At 37.8% G+C, this 13,764-nt stretch carries 11 protein-coding genes; all 11 read left to right on the plus strand.

Annotated features, from left to right (window positions below):
- The first annotated feature begins 20 nt into the window (after positions 1-20).
- Positions 21-3,083 (plus strand): TAT-variant-translocated molybdopterin oxidoreductase, encoded by a 3,063-nt coding sequence (locus tag JNG87_RS04270; protein ID WP_202841908.1) that lies wholly within the window; start codon positions 21-23, stop codon positions 3,081-3,083.
- Positions 3,084-3,108: 25 nt separating this feature from the next.
- Entirely contained in the window at positions 3,109-4,506 is a 1,398-nt protein-coding gene (gene nrfD, locus JNG87_RS04275; RefSeq protein WP_034691792.1) for an NrfD/PsrC family molybdoenzyme membrane anchor subunit, read from the plus strand.
- Entirely contained in the window at positions 4,493-5,014 is a 522-nt protein-coding gene (locus tag JNG87_RS04280) for a DUF3341 domain-containing protein (protein WP_027371993.1), read from the plus strand. Before nrfD ends, JNG87_RS04280 begins: the two co-directional genes overlap by 14 nt.
- Before the next feature lies 1 nt (position 5,015).
- Positions 5,016-5,705 carry a c-type cytochrome gene (locus JNG87_RS04285; RefSeq protein WP_110009109.1) on the plus strand — a complete coding sequence of 230 codons (690 nt, stop codon included), beginning with the start codon at positions 5,016-5,018 and terminating at the stop codon, positions 5,703-5,705.
- An 8-nt stretch (positions 5,706-5,713) separates the two neighbouring features.
- A complete protein-coding gene (locus tag JNG87_RS04290; RefSeq protein WP_034691800.1) occupies positions 5,714-7,045 on the plus strand; it encodes a hypothetical protein in 1,332 nt (443 codons plus the stop codon).
- A gap of 84 nt (positions 7,046-7,129) precedes the next feature.
- Complete coding sequence (locus JNG87_RS04295) at positions 7,130-8,146, plus strand: hypothetical protein (protein ID WP_202841909.1); 1,017 nt, start codon at positions 7,130-7,132, stop codon at positions 8,144-8,146.
- Between the two features lie 114 nt (positions 8,147-8,260).
- Positions 8,261-9,457: a hypothetical protein gene (locus JNG87_RS04300; RefSeq protein ID WP_202841910.1), complete on the plus strand. Its 1,197-nt coding sequence runs from the start codon at positions 8,261-8,263 to the stop codon at positions 9,455-9,457.
- Between the two features lie 3 nt (positions 9,458-9,460).
- Positions 9,461-9,997: an adenine phosphoribosyltransferase gene (locus JNG87_RS04305; protein WP_110009105.1), complete on the plus strand. Its 537-nt coding sequence runs from the start codon at positions 9,461-9,463 to the stop codon at positions 9,995-9,997.
- Between the two features lie 238 nt (positions 9,998-10,235).
- Complete coding sequence (locus JNG87_RS04310; RefSeq protein ID WP_062673110.1) at positions 10,236-10,943, plus strand: hypothetical protein; 708 nt, start codon at positions 10,236-10,238, stop codon at positions 10,941-10,943.
- A 3-nt stretch (positions 10,944-10,946) separates the two neighbouring features.
- Complete coding sequence (gene ribH, locus JNG87_RS04315) at positions 10,947-11,465, plus strand: 6,7-dimethyl-8-ribityllumazine synthase (RefSeq protein WP_034691815.1); 519 nt, start codon at positions 10,947-10,949, stop codon at positions 11,463-11,465.
- A 168-nt stretch (positions 11,466-11,633) separates the two neighbouring features.
- The gene (locus JNG87_RS04320) at positions 11,634-13,712 is read left to right on the plus strand and encodes an LTA synthase family protein (RefSeq protein WP_202844205.1); all 2,079 of its coding nucleotides are present in this window, start codon (positions 11,634-11,636) and stop codon (positions 13,710-13,712) included.
- Positions 13,713-13,764 lie beyond the last annotated feature (52 nt).

The raw sequence follows: 13,764 nt of genomic DNA on the forward strand, positions 1-13,764 counted from the left end.
CTAAAAAATTAGAAGTATAAATGGCTTCAAACAAAATACAATTCAGAAGTATTCATGAACTTAAAGATCCGGCTTTGAATAATAAGCTGGCTCAGAAAGAGTTTCAGGAAGAAATTCCGGTAGAAGATTTCCTTGGAGATGCTGAGAAAAACGGATCAAGTACTTCAAGAAGAGATTTCCTTAAATTACTAGGATTCTCTACAGCAGCAGTTACCTTAGCTGCCTGCGAAGCTCCGGTAATCAAAACGATTCCTTACGTGGTAAAACCGCATGATATTATTCCGGGAATCCCTAATTATTACGCTTCAACCTATTTTGACGGTTTCGACTTTGCTAGTGTTTTGGTAAAAACCCGTGAAGGTAGACCTATCAAAATTGAACCAAACCCAGCTGGAGGCGATTTAGGTAAAACTAACGCAAGAGCTCAGGCAAGTGTACTTTCTCTTTATGATAATGATAAAGTAAAGCAGCCTAAGCTGGATGGTAAAGATGAAACTTTCGACAAAGTAGACAGTTTTGTTATTAAAGGTTTGGAAGAAGCTAAAGCGTCTGGCAAAAAGATTGTGGTTTTATCACACTCTTTTGCTTCACCAACTTTCAAAAAGTTATTCGCTGAATTCAAAGCTAAATATCCTACAGCTGAATTAGTAACATATGATGCTTTCCCTTACTCTGCAGGATTAGATGCAGCTCAGGAAGTATTCGGACAAAGAGCATTACCTGTTTATGACCTTAAAGGTTCTGAATTGGTAGTTTCTTTCCAGGCTGATTTCTTAGGAGACTATAACGCTTCAAGCTTAGAAACTTCTTATGCAGCAGCTAGAAAGCCAGGACCAAACATGTTGAGACACATTCAGGTGGAATCTAACATGTCTTTAACCGGTGCTAATGCTGACTCAAGATACAGATTAAAACCAAGTGCTGTAAACAAAACTTTAGTTGAAGTTTACAACGCAATCGTAGGTGGCGGTACTTCTGATAAGACTGCAACTGAAATTGCTAACGAATTGAAAGCAAAAGGTAGCAAAGCTATAGTTTTTGCTGACGGTTCTAAAGGAGCACAGGTTTTAGCACACTTAATCAACCAGAAATTAGGTTCAGTAGCTTTCACAGGTAAAGCAAACTTCCTTAAAGAATTTGACGGAGCAAGATACCAGGAATTCCTGGGATGGGTAAACGGTGGACAAGTTGGTGTATTGGTTACCAACAACGTAGACCCTATTTATTCTCATCCAAAAGGAGAAGATTTCAAAAAATCTTTATCTAAAGTTCCTTATGTAATTGCTGTAGCAGATAAGAAAAATGAAATGTACAAAGCAGCGAAAGCTGTAATTCCTGTAGCTAACTGGCTGGAGTCTTGGGGAGATATCGAACCACAGACAGGAGTATATTCATTAATGCAGCCTACGATCCAGAAAATCTACAAATCAAGACAGATTGAAGAATCTCTATTGGTTTGGAAGAACGGAAAAAACAATGCAGCAAACAATTACTACGATTATTTAAAAGCAAACTCTGCTTCTCTTTTAGGTGGTACTTCTTTCAACAAAGCATTGTATAACGGTATCAACGCTTCTACCAACGCAACTACTTTAGCTTATGCAGGTGGAAACGCTGCTCAGGCTGTTGCTGAACTAGGAAACTTTAAAGCTTCTGAATTAGAATTAGTATTATACACTAAGACTTCAATGGGAGACGGTACTCAGGCAAACAACCCTTGGTTACAAGAATTACCTGATCCAATCACAAGAATGTCTTGGGATAACTATCTGACAATTTCTCCTAAAGATGCAGAGAAGTTTGCAATTGATAACGATCTTAACGCTAGAATGCAGTTAGATGGTTCTATCGTAAACCTTACTGTAAACGGAGTAACAATAAAAGACGTTCCTGTATTCGTACAACCTGGACAAGCTGAAGGATCTGTAGGTCTTGCACTTGGTTATGGTAAGAAAAACTCAGGAGCAACTGCTGATACCGGTGTAAATGCTTATCCTTTATTTGACGGTTCTAACCTTGTGCTTTCAGGTGTTAAAATTGAGAAAACAGGAGAAGATCACGAATTCGCAGGTATCCAGCTTCAAAATACATTGATGGGTCGTTATGAAATCGCGAAGGAAGTTCCTTTGGCAGATTTCATCAACGTAGCTTTCGATGATGAACACAAAGGATGGAACAAACCTTTGGAATACCACACGATCAGCGGAGCACTTCCAGCGAGAAAAATCGACCTTTGGGATGCTTTTGATGATACAGATGGTCCTCACTTCAACTTATCTATTGACCTGAACTCTTGTACTGGTTGTGGAGCATGTATCATTGCTTGTCAGGCAGAAAACAACGTTCCTGTAGTAGGTAAAGAAGAAGTAAGAATGTCCAGAGATATGTACTGGTTAAGAATTGACCGTTACTATTCTTCAAGACAAACGGTAGAAGTATACGAAGGGTTAAAAGAAGGAATGGCTGTACCAGAATTATACGGTACTGCATTCAACAAAGAAGGAGGTGCATTGAACCACCCTGCTGATAATCCGGATGTGATCTTCCAGCCAGTAATGTGTCAGCACTGTAACCACGCTCCATGTGAAACTGTATGTCCGGTAGCGGCTACTTCACACGGTAAGCAAGGTCAAAACCATATGGCTTACAACAGATGTATCGGTACAAGATATTGTGCAAACAACTGTCCATACAAAGTAAGACGTTTCAACTGGTTTACTTATAACCTAAATGACAAGTTCGATTTCAACATGAACAATGATTTAGGAAGAATGGTACTTAACCCGGACGTAGTTGTAAGAACTAGAGGGGTAATGGAGAAATGTTCAATGTGTATCCAAATGACTCAGAATACAATTCTTGAGGCTAAGAAAGAAGGAAGAAGAGTGAAGGATGGAGAATTCCAGACTGCTTGTTCTAAAGCTTGTTCTACTGGAGCAATGACATTTGGAGACATGAATGATAAAGATTCTTCGATCAGAGAGCAATATGCATCTAACAGAAGATATTATTTACTAGAGGAGATCGGAACAAAACCAAACGTGTTCTATCACACTAAAGTAAGAAACAGAGTAGAAAAATAAAGTTTAAATAATAAATAGGTAAAAAATGTCAGGACATTACGAAGCTCCGATAAGGGAACCTCTAATTATTGGTCACAAAACTTATCACGATATTACAGAAGATATCGCACGACCTATCGAAGAAAGAGCAGGTAAATTATGGTGGATCTCATTATATGCTGCACTAGTTCTATTCCTCTATGGATTCGGCTGTATCGCTTACACTATCGGGACAGGTATTGGAGCATGGGGGCTTAACAGAACTATTAACTGGGGTTGGGATATTACCAACTTCGTATGGTGGGTAGGTATCGGTCACGCCGGGACCCTAATCTCAGCAGTATTATTATTATTTAGACAGAGATGGAGAATGTCTGTAAACAGATCTGCAGAGGCGATGACGATCTTTGCGGTTGTACAGGCAGCAATCTTCCCTGTAATCCACATGGGTAGAGTTTGGGTTGGATACTGGGTATTCCCTTTACCAAACCAATTCGGTTCTCTTTGGGGGAACTTCAACTCTCCTCTACTTTGGGACGTATTTGCGATCTCTACATATTTCTCAGTATCAACTGTATTCTGGTTCATGGGACTAATCCCTGACTTTGCAATGATCAGAGATAGAGCGAAAACTCCTTGGACTAAGAAAATTTATACATTCCTTGCATTCGGTTGGGGTGGTAAAGCAAAACACTGGCAAAGATTCGAAGAACTTTCTTTGGTTCTTGCAGGTTTGGCAACTCCACTTGTATTCTCAGTACACACTACCGTATCTTTTGACTTCGCAACTTCGGTAATTAAAGGATGGCACTCAACAATCTATCCTCCTTATTTCGTTGCCGGTGCGATCTTCTCAGGATTTGCAATGGTACAGACCCTATTGTTGGTTGCAAGAAAAGTATGTCACTTAGAAGAATATATTACAATGTATCATATCGAAATTATGAACATCGTAATCATCTTAACGGGTGGTATGGTAACTGTAGCTTACGCAACTGAATATTTCATCGGATGGTACTCAGGATCCAGATTTGAAGATTTCACATATCTTTCTCCGGGTGCTGCTGTAGGACCTTACTGGTGGGCATTCTGGTCATTGATCATCTGTAACCTTGTTATTCCTGCTTCTTTCTGGTTCAAGAGACTAAGAACGAACATTATCTGGACATTCATTGTTGCATTAATCATCAACATCGGTATGTGGTTCGAGCGTTTTGATATCATCGTTATCAACCTTTCAAGAGACTACTTACCAGGATCATGGACTATGTTTAAGCCAACGATCATTGATGTGGGTGTATACTTAGGAACGATCGGATTCTTCTCTGTATTATTCTTATTATACGCAAGAACATTCCCTGTAATTGCACAGGCTGAATTAAAATCGATTTTGAAAATCTCAGGTGAAACTTATAAAGCAAAAGAAGGAGATGAGCACCACTAAAATTGTATACGGACTTTATGCTGACGACGACGATTTAATGAACGGCGTTAAAGCATTCAACGATAAAGGAATCGCAATCAACGAAGTTTATACTCCGTTTCCGGTTCACGGACTAGACAAAGCTTTAGGTTTAAAGAAAACCAGAATTTCTGATGCCGCTTTCATCTATGCTTGTTATGGTGTAACGATCGGTGCTACTCTTACCTGGTATGTGATGAATCACGACTGGCCTCAGAATATCGGTGGTAAACCAGCTTTTGACTGGGGGCACAACATGCCGGCATTCGTAGTTCCAATGTTCGAATTAATGGTATTCTGTGCAGCTCACATGATGTCTTTAACTTTCCTGGTTAGAAACAAAATGTATCCAGGAGCTCCTGCTCAGAACCCGGACCCAAGAACTACTGATGATAAATTCATGATGGAATTCGTAACTGAAGATGTAGAATCTGTAAAACAGTTGCTTATTGAAACTGGAGTTGAAGAAATAACTGTTAAAGACGCTTAAAATGAAAAAGAATGTATTAAAAATTACAGCGGTTTTAGGTTTAACAACAGTTTTACTTAACTCTTGCGGACCAAAGGAGAACACTCCGTTGGTATATTTCCCGGACATGTATTTTCCGGTAGCTTATGATCCGTTGATGAAAGCTCAGGATGCTTACTCAGATCATGAAAATGAAATTCCTGCTTTTGTTAAAAATAATGGTGCAACAGGTCTTTCTCCGGTAGAAGGATCAGTTGCTCAGAATAAAGATGGAGTTTTTGAAGAAAGCTTATTACCTAAAAATGTTGACGAGTACAACGCAGGGTATGAAGCCTCTAAAAAACTTACAGTATCTCCTTTGAACCCAGCTAATGCAGCGAAGGATCTTGAAAGAGGTAAAATATTGTTTGATCACACTTGTGCTGCATGTCACGGTACAGGAGGTGACGGACAAGGACCTATCGTACAAAGTGGAGCATTCTCCGGAGTGCCAAACTATGCTGACAGAGAACTTACTGTAGGATCTGTTCATTATGTATTAACAAACGGTAGAAATGCCATGGGATCTTATGCGGGACAATTGAACGCAGGAGACAGATGGAGAGTAGCAATGTATGTGATGAGTGCTTTCAAAAAAGGAGCAGCAGCACCGGCAGCAGCTACAGCGGCGGCACCAGCAACAACTGAAACGACTACCGAAACTAAAAAATAAGAAAAGAAATGTATAGTTTTTCACCAAAATTAAAATCAACTTCTATAATACTTCTTGTTGTAGGTTTAGTTCTTTTCGGTATTGGTTTCTTTTTGAACAAAGGAATTTCTACTGAGAAAATAGAACAAATGATGGAAGCTGTTCATGCTTCAGGTCATACTGCTCCTACACACTCAAGTGAAATGGTTGGACCTCAGGATCACGCGGCTCACCTTGAGCATGCTACATTGCAGGTACACAACCAGCCTTTAGCAGCAATACATTTTGTAGCTGTATTTTTCTTTGGAGTAAGCTGCTGCGTATTATTCTTCTATTCTATTCAGCACGCTGCCCACGCAGGATGGCCGATCATCATTACAAGAGTAATGGAAGCTATTGCTTCTTATATCCCTTACGGTGGTGCAATCCTGGTAATCCTTATGATCTTAAACATCACTCATAATGGTCACTTATTCCACTGGATGGACCCTGAATTGACAAACCCGGATTCTCCGCATTTTGATGTGATCTTATTTGAAAAGAAAAAATTCTTAAATATTCCTTTCTACGCAGTAAGAACTTTAATCTATGTGATTGGTGCTTCTTTCTTCGCTTGGAAATTAAAAGCTCAGTCTAAGAAAGTAGACGAAACTAAATCTAAAGTAGAGTATCAAATGCTTTACAGATGGGCAGTAGGATATATTGCATTCTTCGGATTTGCTTCTGCAGCTTGGGCTTGGGACTGGTTGATGTCTATTGACCCTCACTGGTATTCTACAATGTATATCTGGTATTCAATGGTTAGCTGCCTTTCAAGTGGTATCGCTGTAATCATTCTATTAAGTGTTTATCTTAAGAAAAATGGTTTCTTACCACAGTTCAATGACAACCACTTACACGATTTAGGGGTATTCCTTTTCGCTACAAGTATGCTTTGGACGTATACATGGTTTGCTCAGTTCATGTTGTACTGGTATGCCAACGTTCCGGAAGAGGTTAACTACTTCTTCGGTAGATTCCAGCACTACTCTCCTACTTTCTTACCAATGTTGATCATCAACTTCTTATTACCATTATTGGTATTAGTGAGCAGCAGCATCAAGAGAAACTACAAAGTAGTTACTACAATGGCAGTAGTAGTAATCTTAGGACACATCTTAGACTACTTCAACATGGTAATGCCGGGAACGGTAGGACCATACTGGAACACTCCTGAAGTATTCTTGTTAATCCTTGGAGCAATCTTATTCGTAGCCGGATTATTTATGTTTACTGTACTTTCAGCTTTATCTAAACTGAAGTTGATTCCTACAGGAAACCCATTCTTACACGAATCTGAAATTTATGAGTATCCTTTCTAAGGACTTGTAACAAAATAAAATGATAAAAGACTGATTGTTAAAACGATCAGTCTTTTTTTATGCACATCAATCAACAAACTTACTATGAAAACAAAACTTTGCCTTTACACATTCTTCCTTTTGCTATGTAGTTTTATTCAGGCTCAGACCATCACCTTTGTTTCTGAAAAAAATAACAACCCTCTTCCAAGAGTTTCTGTATTTGGAAAAGACGGAACTATTGTAGCCTATTCTGATATTGAAGGTAAGATAGACAAACAATCCCTCTCGCCTTCCCAGGAGAAATTTCAGCTTGTCTACAATAATTTTCCGGTGGCCACCTTATCTTACTCAGACTTTGATCAATCCGTTATAAAAATCAATGATCAGGTAAAGGAAATTGAAACTGTCGTTATCAAAAATAACAAACCGGCAAAATATATTTTCATTAAGGGAAATTTTAACGCCTATGTAACGGTAAACAATAAGCTTAACAGCTATGCCGATGGAATTGTAACTTACATTTTTGACAATAAAACAAAAAAACTGAAAAGCTCCAATGTAGAACAATACAGAGTTTTCAGACTGGCAGACTCTAAAAACGAGAAAAAAGAAACTTCATCATGGGATTATGGGAACTCTCTGCAAATCCCAAAACTTAAAAATGTAGGAAATCCTGAAGAGTATAAAACCAAAAGAAATATCATCAGAGAATTGAAAGGCGATCGTAAAGATCAGATTGAAGTGACAGGCGGCGCCCTTCAGGAAAAAGAATTTTCATTCTTCGGATATAGATTTTATGATATCAGAACCATATTGAATATGTCGTTTGAGAAAGGATCAGAAAAAACACTAAAAGATTTCCTCGAATATAACGAACTCGTTTTTGTTAAACTAAAACATAAAAGTGAACCTGAATACAATCAGATTGCACTTTACACTAATTTCTACCCTGCGGAACTTAGTTTCACTAATGACAACGATATTGAAAAGGTAAAATTCAATAAAGATAACAGCAGTTACCAGACGTCTTACTGGCAGAATCCTTCGTTCCCGAATATGCAGACCATCTTCAGTAATTTTTTTAAAGGAGACTTAAAAGAACAACCCAACAAAAAGTAAAAATAAGATTATGGCTCCTGTGATAAAGAAATAAAATAAGTCATAAAACATAAAGTGAAAATAAAATCTAGTATTAATAAAGGTTTTATTAAATTTGCAACAAACCAAATAAAAATGAAAAAGTTTTCTTTTCTACTTGTTTTCAGTCTGTTGCTTTTTACAGCATGCAAGAAAGATCATGTAGATGCTACGAATACTAAAACACTGCAGTCAAGTATCAATGATATGACTTCCAGTTTACCAACCATTAAACAGATTAAGTTTAATGAAGCTCTTTACATCCTTAAAACATTTGGAGTAGAAGCTGATGGTGATATCAATGAGCTGAAAGCCCTGGGAAAACTGATCAACGGAAAAAAAGTTCCTGAAATCATGGCTCTGGCTGATGAAGTGGCTCAGAAAAACGGAATTGAATGGGCAAGTACTGCCCCACCATCACTGGGAGAAATGAATATCTTCGGGGATGATAAAGCAAAAGAAAGCGATCCTAATGATGTGAAAGCAGGATCACTAAGCCTTGTGACAAGACCTACAGGTGATGACGGAACCGGGGCGCCTACGGCCATTCAGATTGTTCCAAGACTTGTAGATGCAGCCGGAAACCCGGTATCTTTCACAGGTGCAGGTCTTGAAGCCACTCTTGAAGTATTCAGCAATGGTGTAAGACTAGCTACAGCTAAAAACCTGATGCAGGATAATAACTTTAAAGGATTCAATTTAAAATTCTCATCTATCCCTGCTTCAAAAGTGGTAGATAATAAAATTGACATCACGGTTTCCGTAAAAACTACGGCAAAAACTTTCAAAATGTCAAAAATCGGACTTGATGTGAATGCTGCAGCCTTAAAAGTACCTGCCATTCCAAAAACAGATTCAACCGCGCTGACAGAACAGCCAAGTGCAGTGGTGGATCCAAACAATCCTGCAGCTACACCTGCAGCAACGACTGATCCAACAGCTACTCCTGCTACACCAGCAGCTCCAAAGCAGCCCACAGCAGATCCTAAGAATACGGTAAGCAAGTTTCTGAACAATGTAAGTTCTCAGAATTTAAAAGCAGCATACGAAACGGCAAGCAATCCAAGCTGGGGAAGTTATGAGTCTTTCTCAAATCCTACTTCAGGTTTTGGATCGGTGAAGAATGTAAGTGTAAAAAATATTACAACTAACGGTACCACTGCCAACAGTGCAAGTGTAAACGCCACTTATGATGTGACGGATAAAAGCGGGAAGACAACTTCTTTAAAAGTAACTTTCGGGCTTAAAAATGTAAACGGAGACTGGAAAATTTCCAGCTATAAAATCAATTAATAAATGGCTTCAGCAGAACTGATCAAGAAATTAGAAGAAACAATTGAAAACATTCCTGATTTTCCGATTCCGGGAATACAGTTTAAGGATATTTCACCCATCTTTTTAAATCCAAAACTTTATGAAGACGTTATTGCAGATCTTGTAGCCTTCAGTAAAGGGAAAATCGATGCAGTCTGCGGAATTGAAAGCCGCGGTTACCTTTTTGGAATCGCTATCGCTGTGGCATTGGAAGTTCCATTCATCTTAATCAGAAAAGCGGGAAAACTTCCTCCTCCTGTCATTTCAGAAACATATGACCTGGAATATGGAAGCGCTATTATAGAAACCCGTGAAGGGCAGATAAAACCCGGACAAAGAGTTTTGATTCATGATGATCTTCTGGCAACCGGAGGAACTACTGAAGCTGCTGCCAAATTAGTAGAAAAGCAAGGCGCAATAGTTTCACAGTTCAGTTTCCTTATCGGTTTACAAGGCTTAAATGGAGATGAAAAACTGAAGAAATTCGGGGCAGAGATCTACCATATTTTAAGTTATTAAGATTGATCCTAACAAGATAAATGCTTCGGCTCCGCTCGGCATGACAATGGCTAATAATTTACTGTGAGATTAGAACAAGCAGTATCAGAAGTGTCATGCTGAGCATCTCGAAGCATCTTTTTTTAATAAATTCATCATTAACCATTAACAATTCACAAGATTTCGTCAATAATACTCACAAAGTATTTTGTAAATCTCTCAGAAACAATTAAATTTGCATTTCAATTTTTAAAAACTTATGGCAAAATTGGGAAAGAGTGCTCAGAACGAGCAAGAAGGTAAAGAAACGGTTGAGTTCTTTAAAGACCTTGACAGAGAGGCTTTAAACACTGAAAGATTTGTTGAAAAATATTCAAAGCCGCTTGGTTTTGTATTTGGAGCTTTGATTTTAGGAGTTTTAGGATTCTTTGCTTATAAGCAATTTGTAATTGCTCCAAAGAACACTGAGGCTGTAAAAAGTTTCCTTGCTGCTCAAAAGAACCTTACAGAAGGCAAAGATAAAGATGCTTTAGGTGGAAAATCTGCTGCTAATCCTGGTTTTATAGGTACAGCTAATGAATATTCTTCTACTGAGATTGGTAAACTTTCTGCTTACAATGCTGGTTTATTAAAATTCAAAGAAGGAAAATTCCAGGAAGCATATGATCTTTTGGATAAATTCTCTTCCAAAAACAAAACTTTGATGGCAATGAAGTATGGAGCAATGGCTGATGCAAAATCAGGTCTTAACAAAAATGATGAAGCTCTGTCCTTATTAGATCAGGCTGCTACAGCATCTGATGATCCTTATACAACGTATTATTTTACAAGAAAAGCAGGTATTGTTGCTTTAGGATTAAAGAAAAATGCAGAAGCTAAAAAATACTTCTCTGCAATTGACGAGAAATATCAGGACTACGACAACGGAATGTCTGATTCTTATATCGAAATGACTAAATATTATTAAAAAATGGCAACAGTTAATCTATCCGATTACAAGCCACTTCATATAACGAATGCCGAAGATTTTTCTATCGGCATTGTTTTTTCTGAGTGGAATGATTTTGTAACTTACAATCTTCGTGATGCAGCTTTGGAAATCCTTGAAAAAGAAGGGGTAAAACCTGAAAATATCAAACTTTTCCCTGTACCAGGAGCTTTCGAATTAAGCTATGCTAGTATGCAGCTTTGCAAAGAGAGAAAATATGATGCAGTAATTTCTATAGGATGTGTGATCCGCGGGGAAACTCCACATTTTGACTATGTATGCTCTGCAGTAGCGCAGGGAATCAAAGACTGTAACATCATGACGGACACCCCTACTATTTTCTGTGTATTAACAGATGATAACAAAGAACAATCTATTGCAAGAAGCGGTGGAGATCTTGGAAATAAAGGAGTGGAAGCAGCCGTTACAGCGCTAAGAATGATTGATTTCAAAAAGAAATTATCTGATAAAAAGGGGAATATCGGTTTCGGACACTCTTAACTTTTTATTCACTTTAACAATATAAAGGGGCTATTTTTAATAGTCCCTTTTTTATTAGTATATAAATAATTCATAAATCTTATTAATAAAAAGGATGTTTTTCTTTTTTTCCGTCAAAAGTTCCCTACAAAAACTATCTTTGTGAAAATTAATAAAGACAGACAATACATGTTTTTAAAAAAAATAAAACCCTTCCTGTATTTAGGAATTTTCTATCTTATTATTTCGTTGATAATAAGAACCGTATTCTTTTTTCATCCTATTACTACTGCTAGTTTTGGATTTTTCGAAGTTGTAAAAGTTTTGCTGATAGGTCTGGTGAATGACATTTTTGTTTTCATACTGGCCAGTTCCATTCTCGCTCTTTACTTCCTCTTTCTTTCCAATTCAAAATATAAAAAACCTTACGGACACATTATTCTGAGTGCTCTGGTTCTATTCTTCCTTTATATATGGCTTGTGCCGAACAATATTTTCAAGCAGTATGGAGGTTCCATCATGGAAATAGCCCTTGTTTTCGTAGGAATTAAGGCCCTTTTCTTCGGATTGATGCTGTTCCTTCCTGCACAGAGAATTAAGATCCGTAATATATTATATTTCATCACATTACTGTTATATGTTCTTCTGATCATTTTCAACGGGGTAAGTGAATATTTTTTCTATAATGAATTTGGAGTTCGTTATAATTTTATTGCTGTAGATTATCTTATCTATACCAATGAGGTGATTGGGAATATCATGGAAAGCTATCCGGTTATTCCGCTGTTTTCTGCCATCATGATTGTTACCCTGGTCATCACATGGTTTATTTATAAGAAAACAAAAGATGAGCTTCTGGAACTACCAGATTTTAAACAAAAAATGGTGCTGCTGGGTAGTTTTATGGTACTTTGTGCGTTGAGTGCACTGGCAATACCATCCTTGATGCAAATCAGATCCGACAATGTTTTCGCAGACGAAATTGAAGCCAACGGACTTCCTAAGTTCTACTGGGCGTTTACCCATAATGAACTGGATTATTTCCAGTTTTATTCACAGATTAACCAACAGCAGGCTGAAAAGAATTTCTTAAGCCAGTATCCACAACCTACTTTATCAAGAGCTGTTGTTGCAGAACAGCCTGAAGTGAAGAAAAACGTAGTATTGATCTCCATTGAAAGTCTTTCTGCAGATTTCATGGAACATTATGGCAATACCCAAAAAATTACTCCTTTCCTGGACAGTCTTGCTGATAAATCACTCATGTTTACCAATCTGTATGCAACCGGAAACAGAACAGTACGCGGACTGGAAGCTTTGACATTATGTATTCCTCCTACAGCAGGAGAAAGTATCATCAAGAGAGATGACAATAAGAATAAATTCACAACCGGAAGTGTTTTCAAGTCTAAAGGATATGATGTTAAATTTTTATACGGCGGATACAGCTATTTTGATAATATGCAGGATTTCTTCGGAGGAAACGGCTATGGTATCGTAGACAGAAATAACTTTAAACCTGAAGAAATTACTTTTGCCAATGTTTGGGGCGTTGCTGATGAAGATATGGCCAGAAAAGCTATTCAGATAATGAATGCTGAAGCTAAGTCAGGAAAACCGTTTTTCAATCATTGGATGACAGTTTCCAACCACAGACCATTTACCTATCCTGACGGAAGAATTGATATTCCGGGAACGGCAAAATCCCGTGAAGGGGGTGTAAAGTATACAGACTACTCTCTTAAGTTGTTCTTCGATATGGCTAAGAAACAAGACTGGTACAAGAATACGGTTTTTGTTATCATTGCAGACCATTGTGCATCCAGTGCGGGAAAAACGGAACTTCCGATGGATAAATACAGAATTCCTGCTATGGTATTTTCTGAAGGATTTATTCAGCCTCAGAAATTTGATGCGCTGATGTCGCAGATCGATATAATGCCGACCGTTTTGGGCTTATTAAACTTCAGCTATCAGTCTAAATTCCTGGGTCAGGATGTGTTCAAACCGGAATTCCAGCCTAAAGCTTATGTGGCAACCTATCAGGATCTTGGATTTATCAAAGGTGAACGTTTGACCATTATTTCGCCGGTAAAAAAGGTAAAACAATATTCTTTGGAACTGGAAAAAAGTGATCTGAAACCTGAGTTTAAACTATATTACGACGAAAAATTATTAAAAAATCCAGATCAGAAACTGGTGGATGATGCTGTATCAGCTTATCAGTCTACCTCTTACTGGCTAAAAACGAAACAACTCAACAGATAAATATCTAAATATTTTCGCTTATAATCTGGCGTAAAATATTTAAATTAACCCA

This window comes from Chryseobacterium cucumeris (assembly GCF_016775705.1).
In the GTDB taxonomy this organism is placed as follows: Bacteria; Bacteroidota; Bacteroidia; order Flavobacteriales; family Weeksellaceae; genus Chryseobacterium; species Chryseobacterium cupriresistens.

What these genes read in the sequence shown, in the direction of transcription:
- JNG87_RS04285 (WP_110009109.1), top strand. Translation starts at nt 5,016, where the DNA reads ATGAAAAAGAATGTATTAAAAATTACAGCGGTTTTAGGTTTAACAACA.
- ribH (WP_034691815.1), top strand. Translation starts at nt 10,947, where the DNA reads ATGGCAACAGTTAATCTATCCGATTACAAGCCACTTCATATAACGAAT.
- JNG87_RS04295 (WP_202841909.1), top strand. Translation starts at nt 7,130, where the DNA reads ATGAAAACAAAACTTTGCCTTTACACATTCTTCCTTTTGCTATGTAGT.
- JNG87_RS04280 (WP_027371993.1), top strand. Translation starts at nt 4,493, where the DNA reads ATGAGCACCACTAAAATTGTATACGGACTTTATGCTGACGACGACGAT.
- JNG87_RS04305 (WP_110009105.1), top strand. Translation starts at nt 9,461, where the DNA reads ATGGCTTCAGCAGAACTGATCAAGAAATTAGAAGAAACAATTGAAAAC.
- nrfD (WP_034691792.1), top strand. Translation starts at nt 3,109, where the DNA reads ATGTCAGGACATTACGAAGCTCCGATAAGGGAACCTCTAATTATTGGT.
- JNG87_RS04310 (WP_062673110.1), top strand. Translation starts at nt 10,236, where the DNA reads ATGGCAAAATTGGGAAAGAGTGCTCAGAACGAGCAAGAAGGTAAAGAA.
- JNG87_RS04290 (WP_034691800.1), top strand. Translation starts at nt 5,714, where the DNA reads ATGTATAGTTTTTCACCAAAATTAAAATCAACTTCTATAATACTTCTT.
- JNG87_RS04320 (WP_202844205.1), top strand. Translation starts at nt 11,634, where the DNA reads ATGTTTTTAAAAAAAATAAAACCCTTCCTGTATTTAGGAATTTTCTAT.
- JNG87_RS04300 (WP_202841910.1), top strand. Translation starts at nt 8,261, where the DNA reads ATGAAAAAGTTTTCTTTTCTACTTGTTTTCAGTCTGTTGCTTTTTACA.
- JNG87_RS04270 (WP_202841908.1), top strand. Translation starts at nt 21, where the DNA reads ATGGCTTCAAACAAAATACAATTCAGAAGTATTCATGAACTTAAAGAT.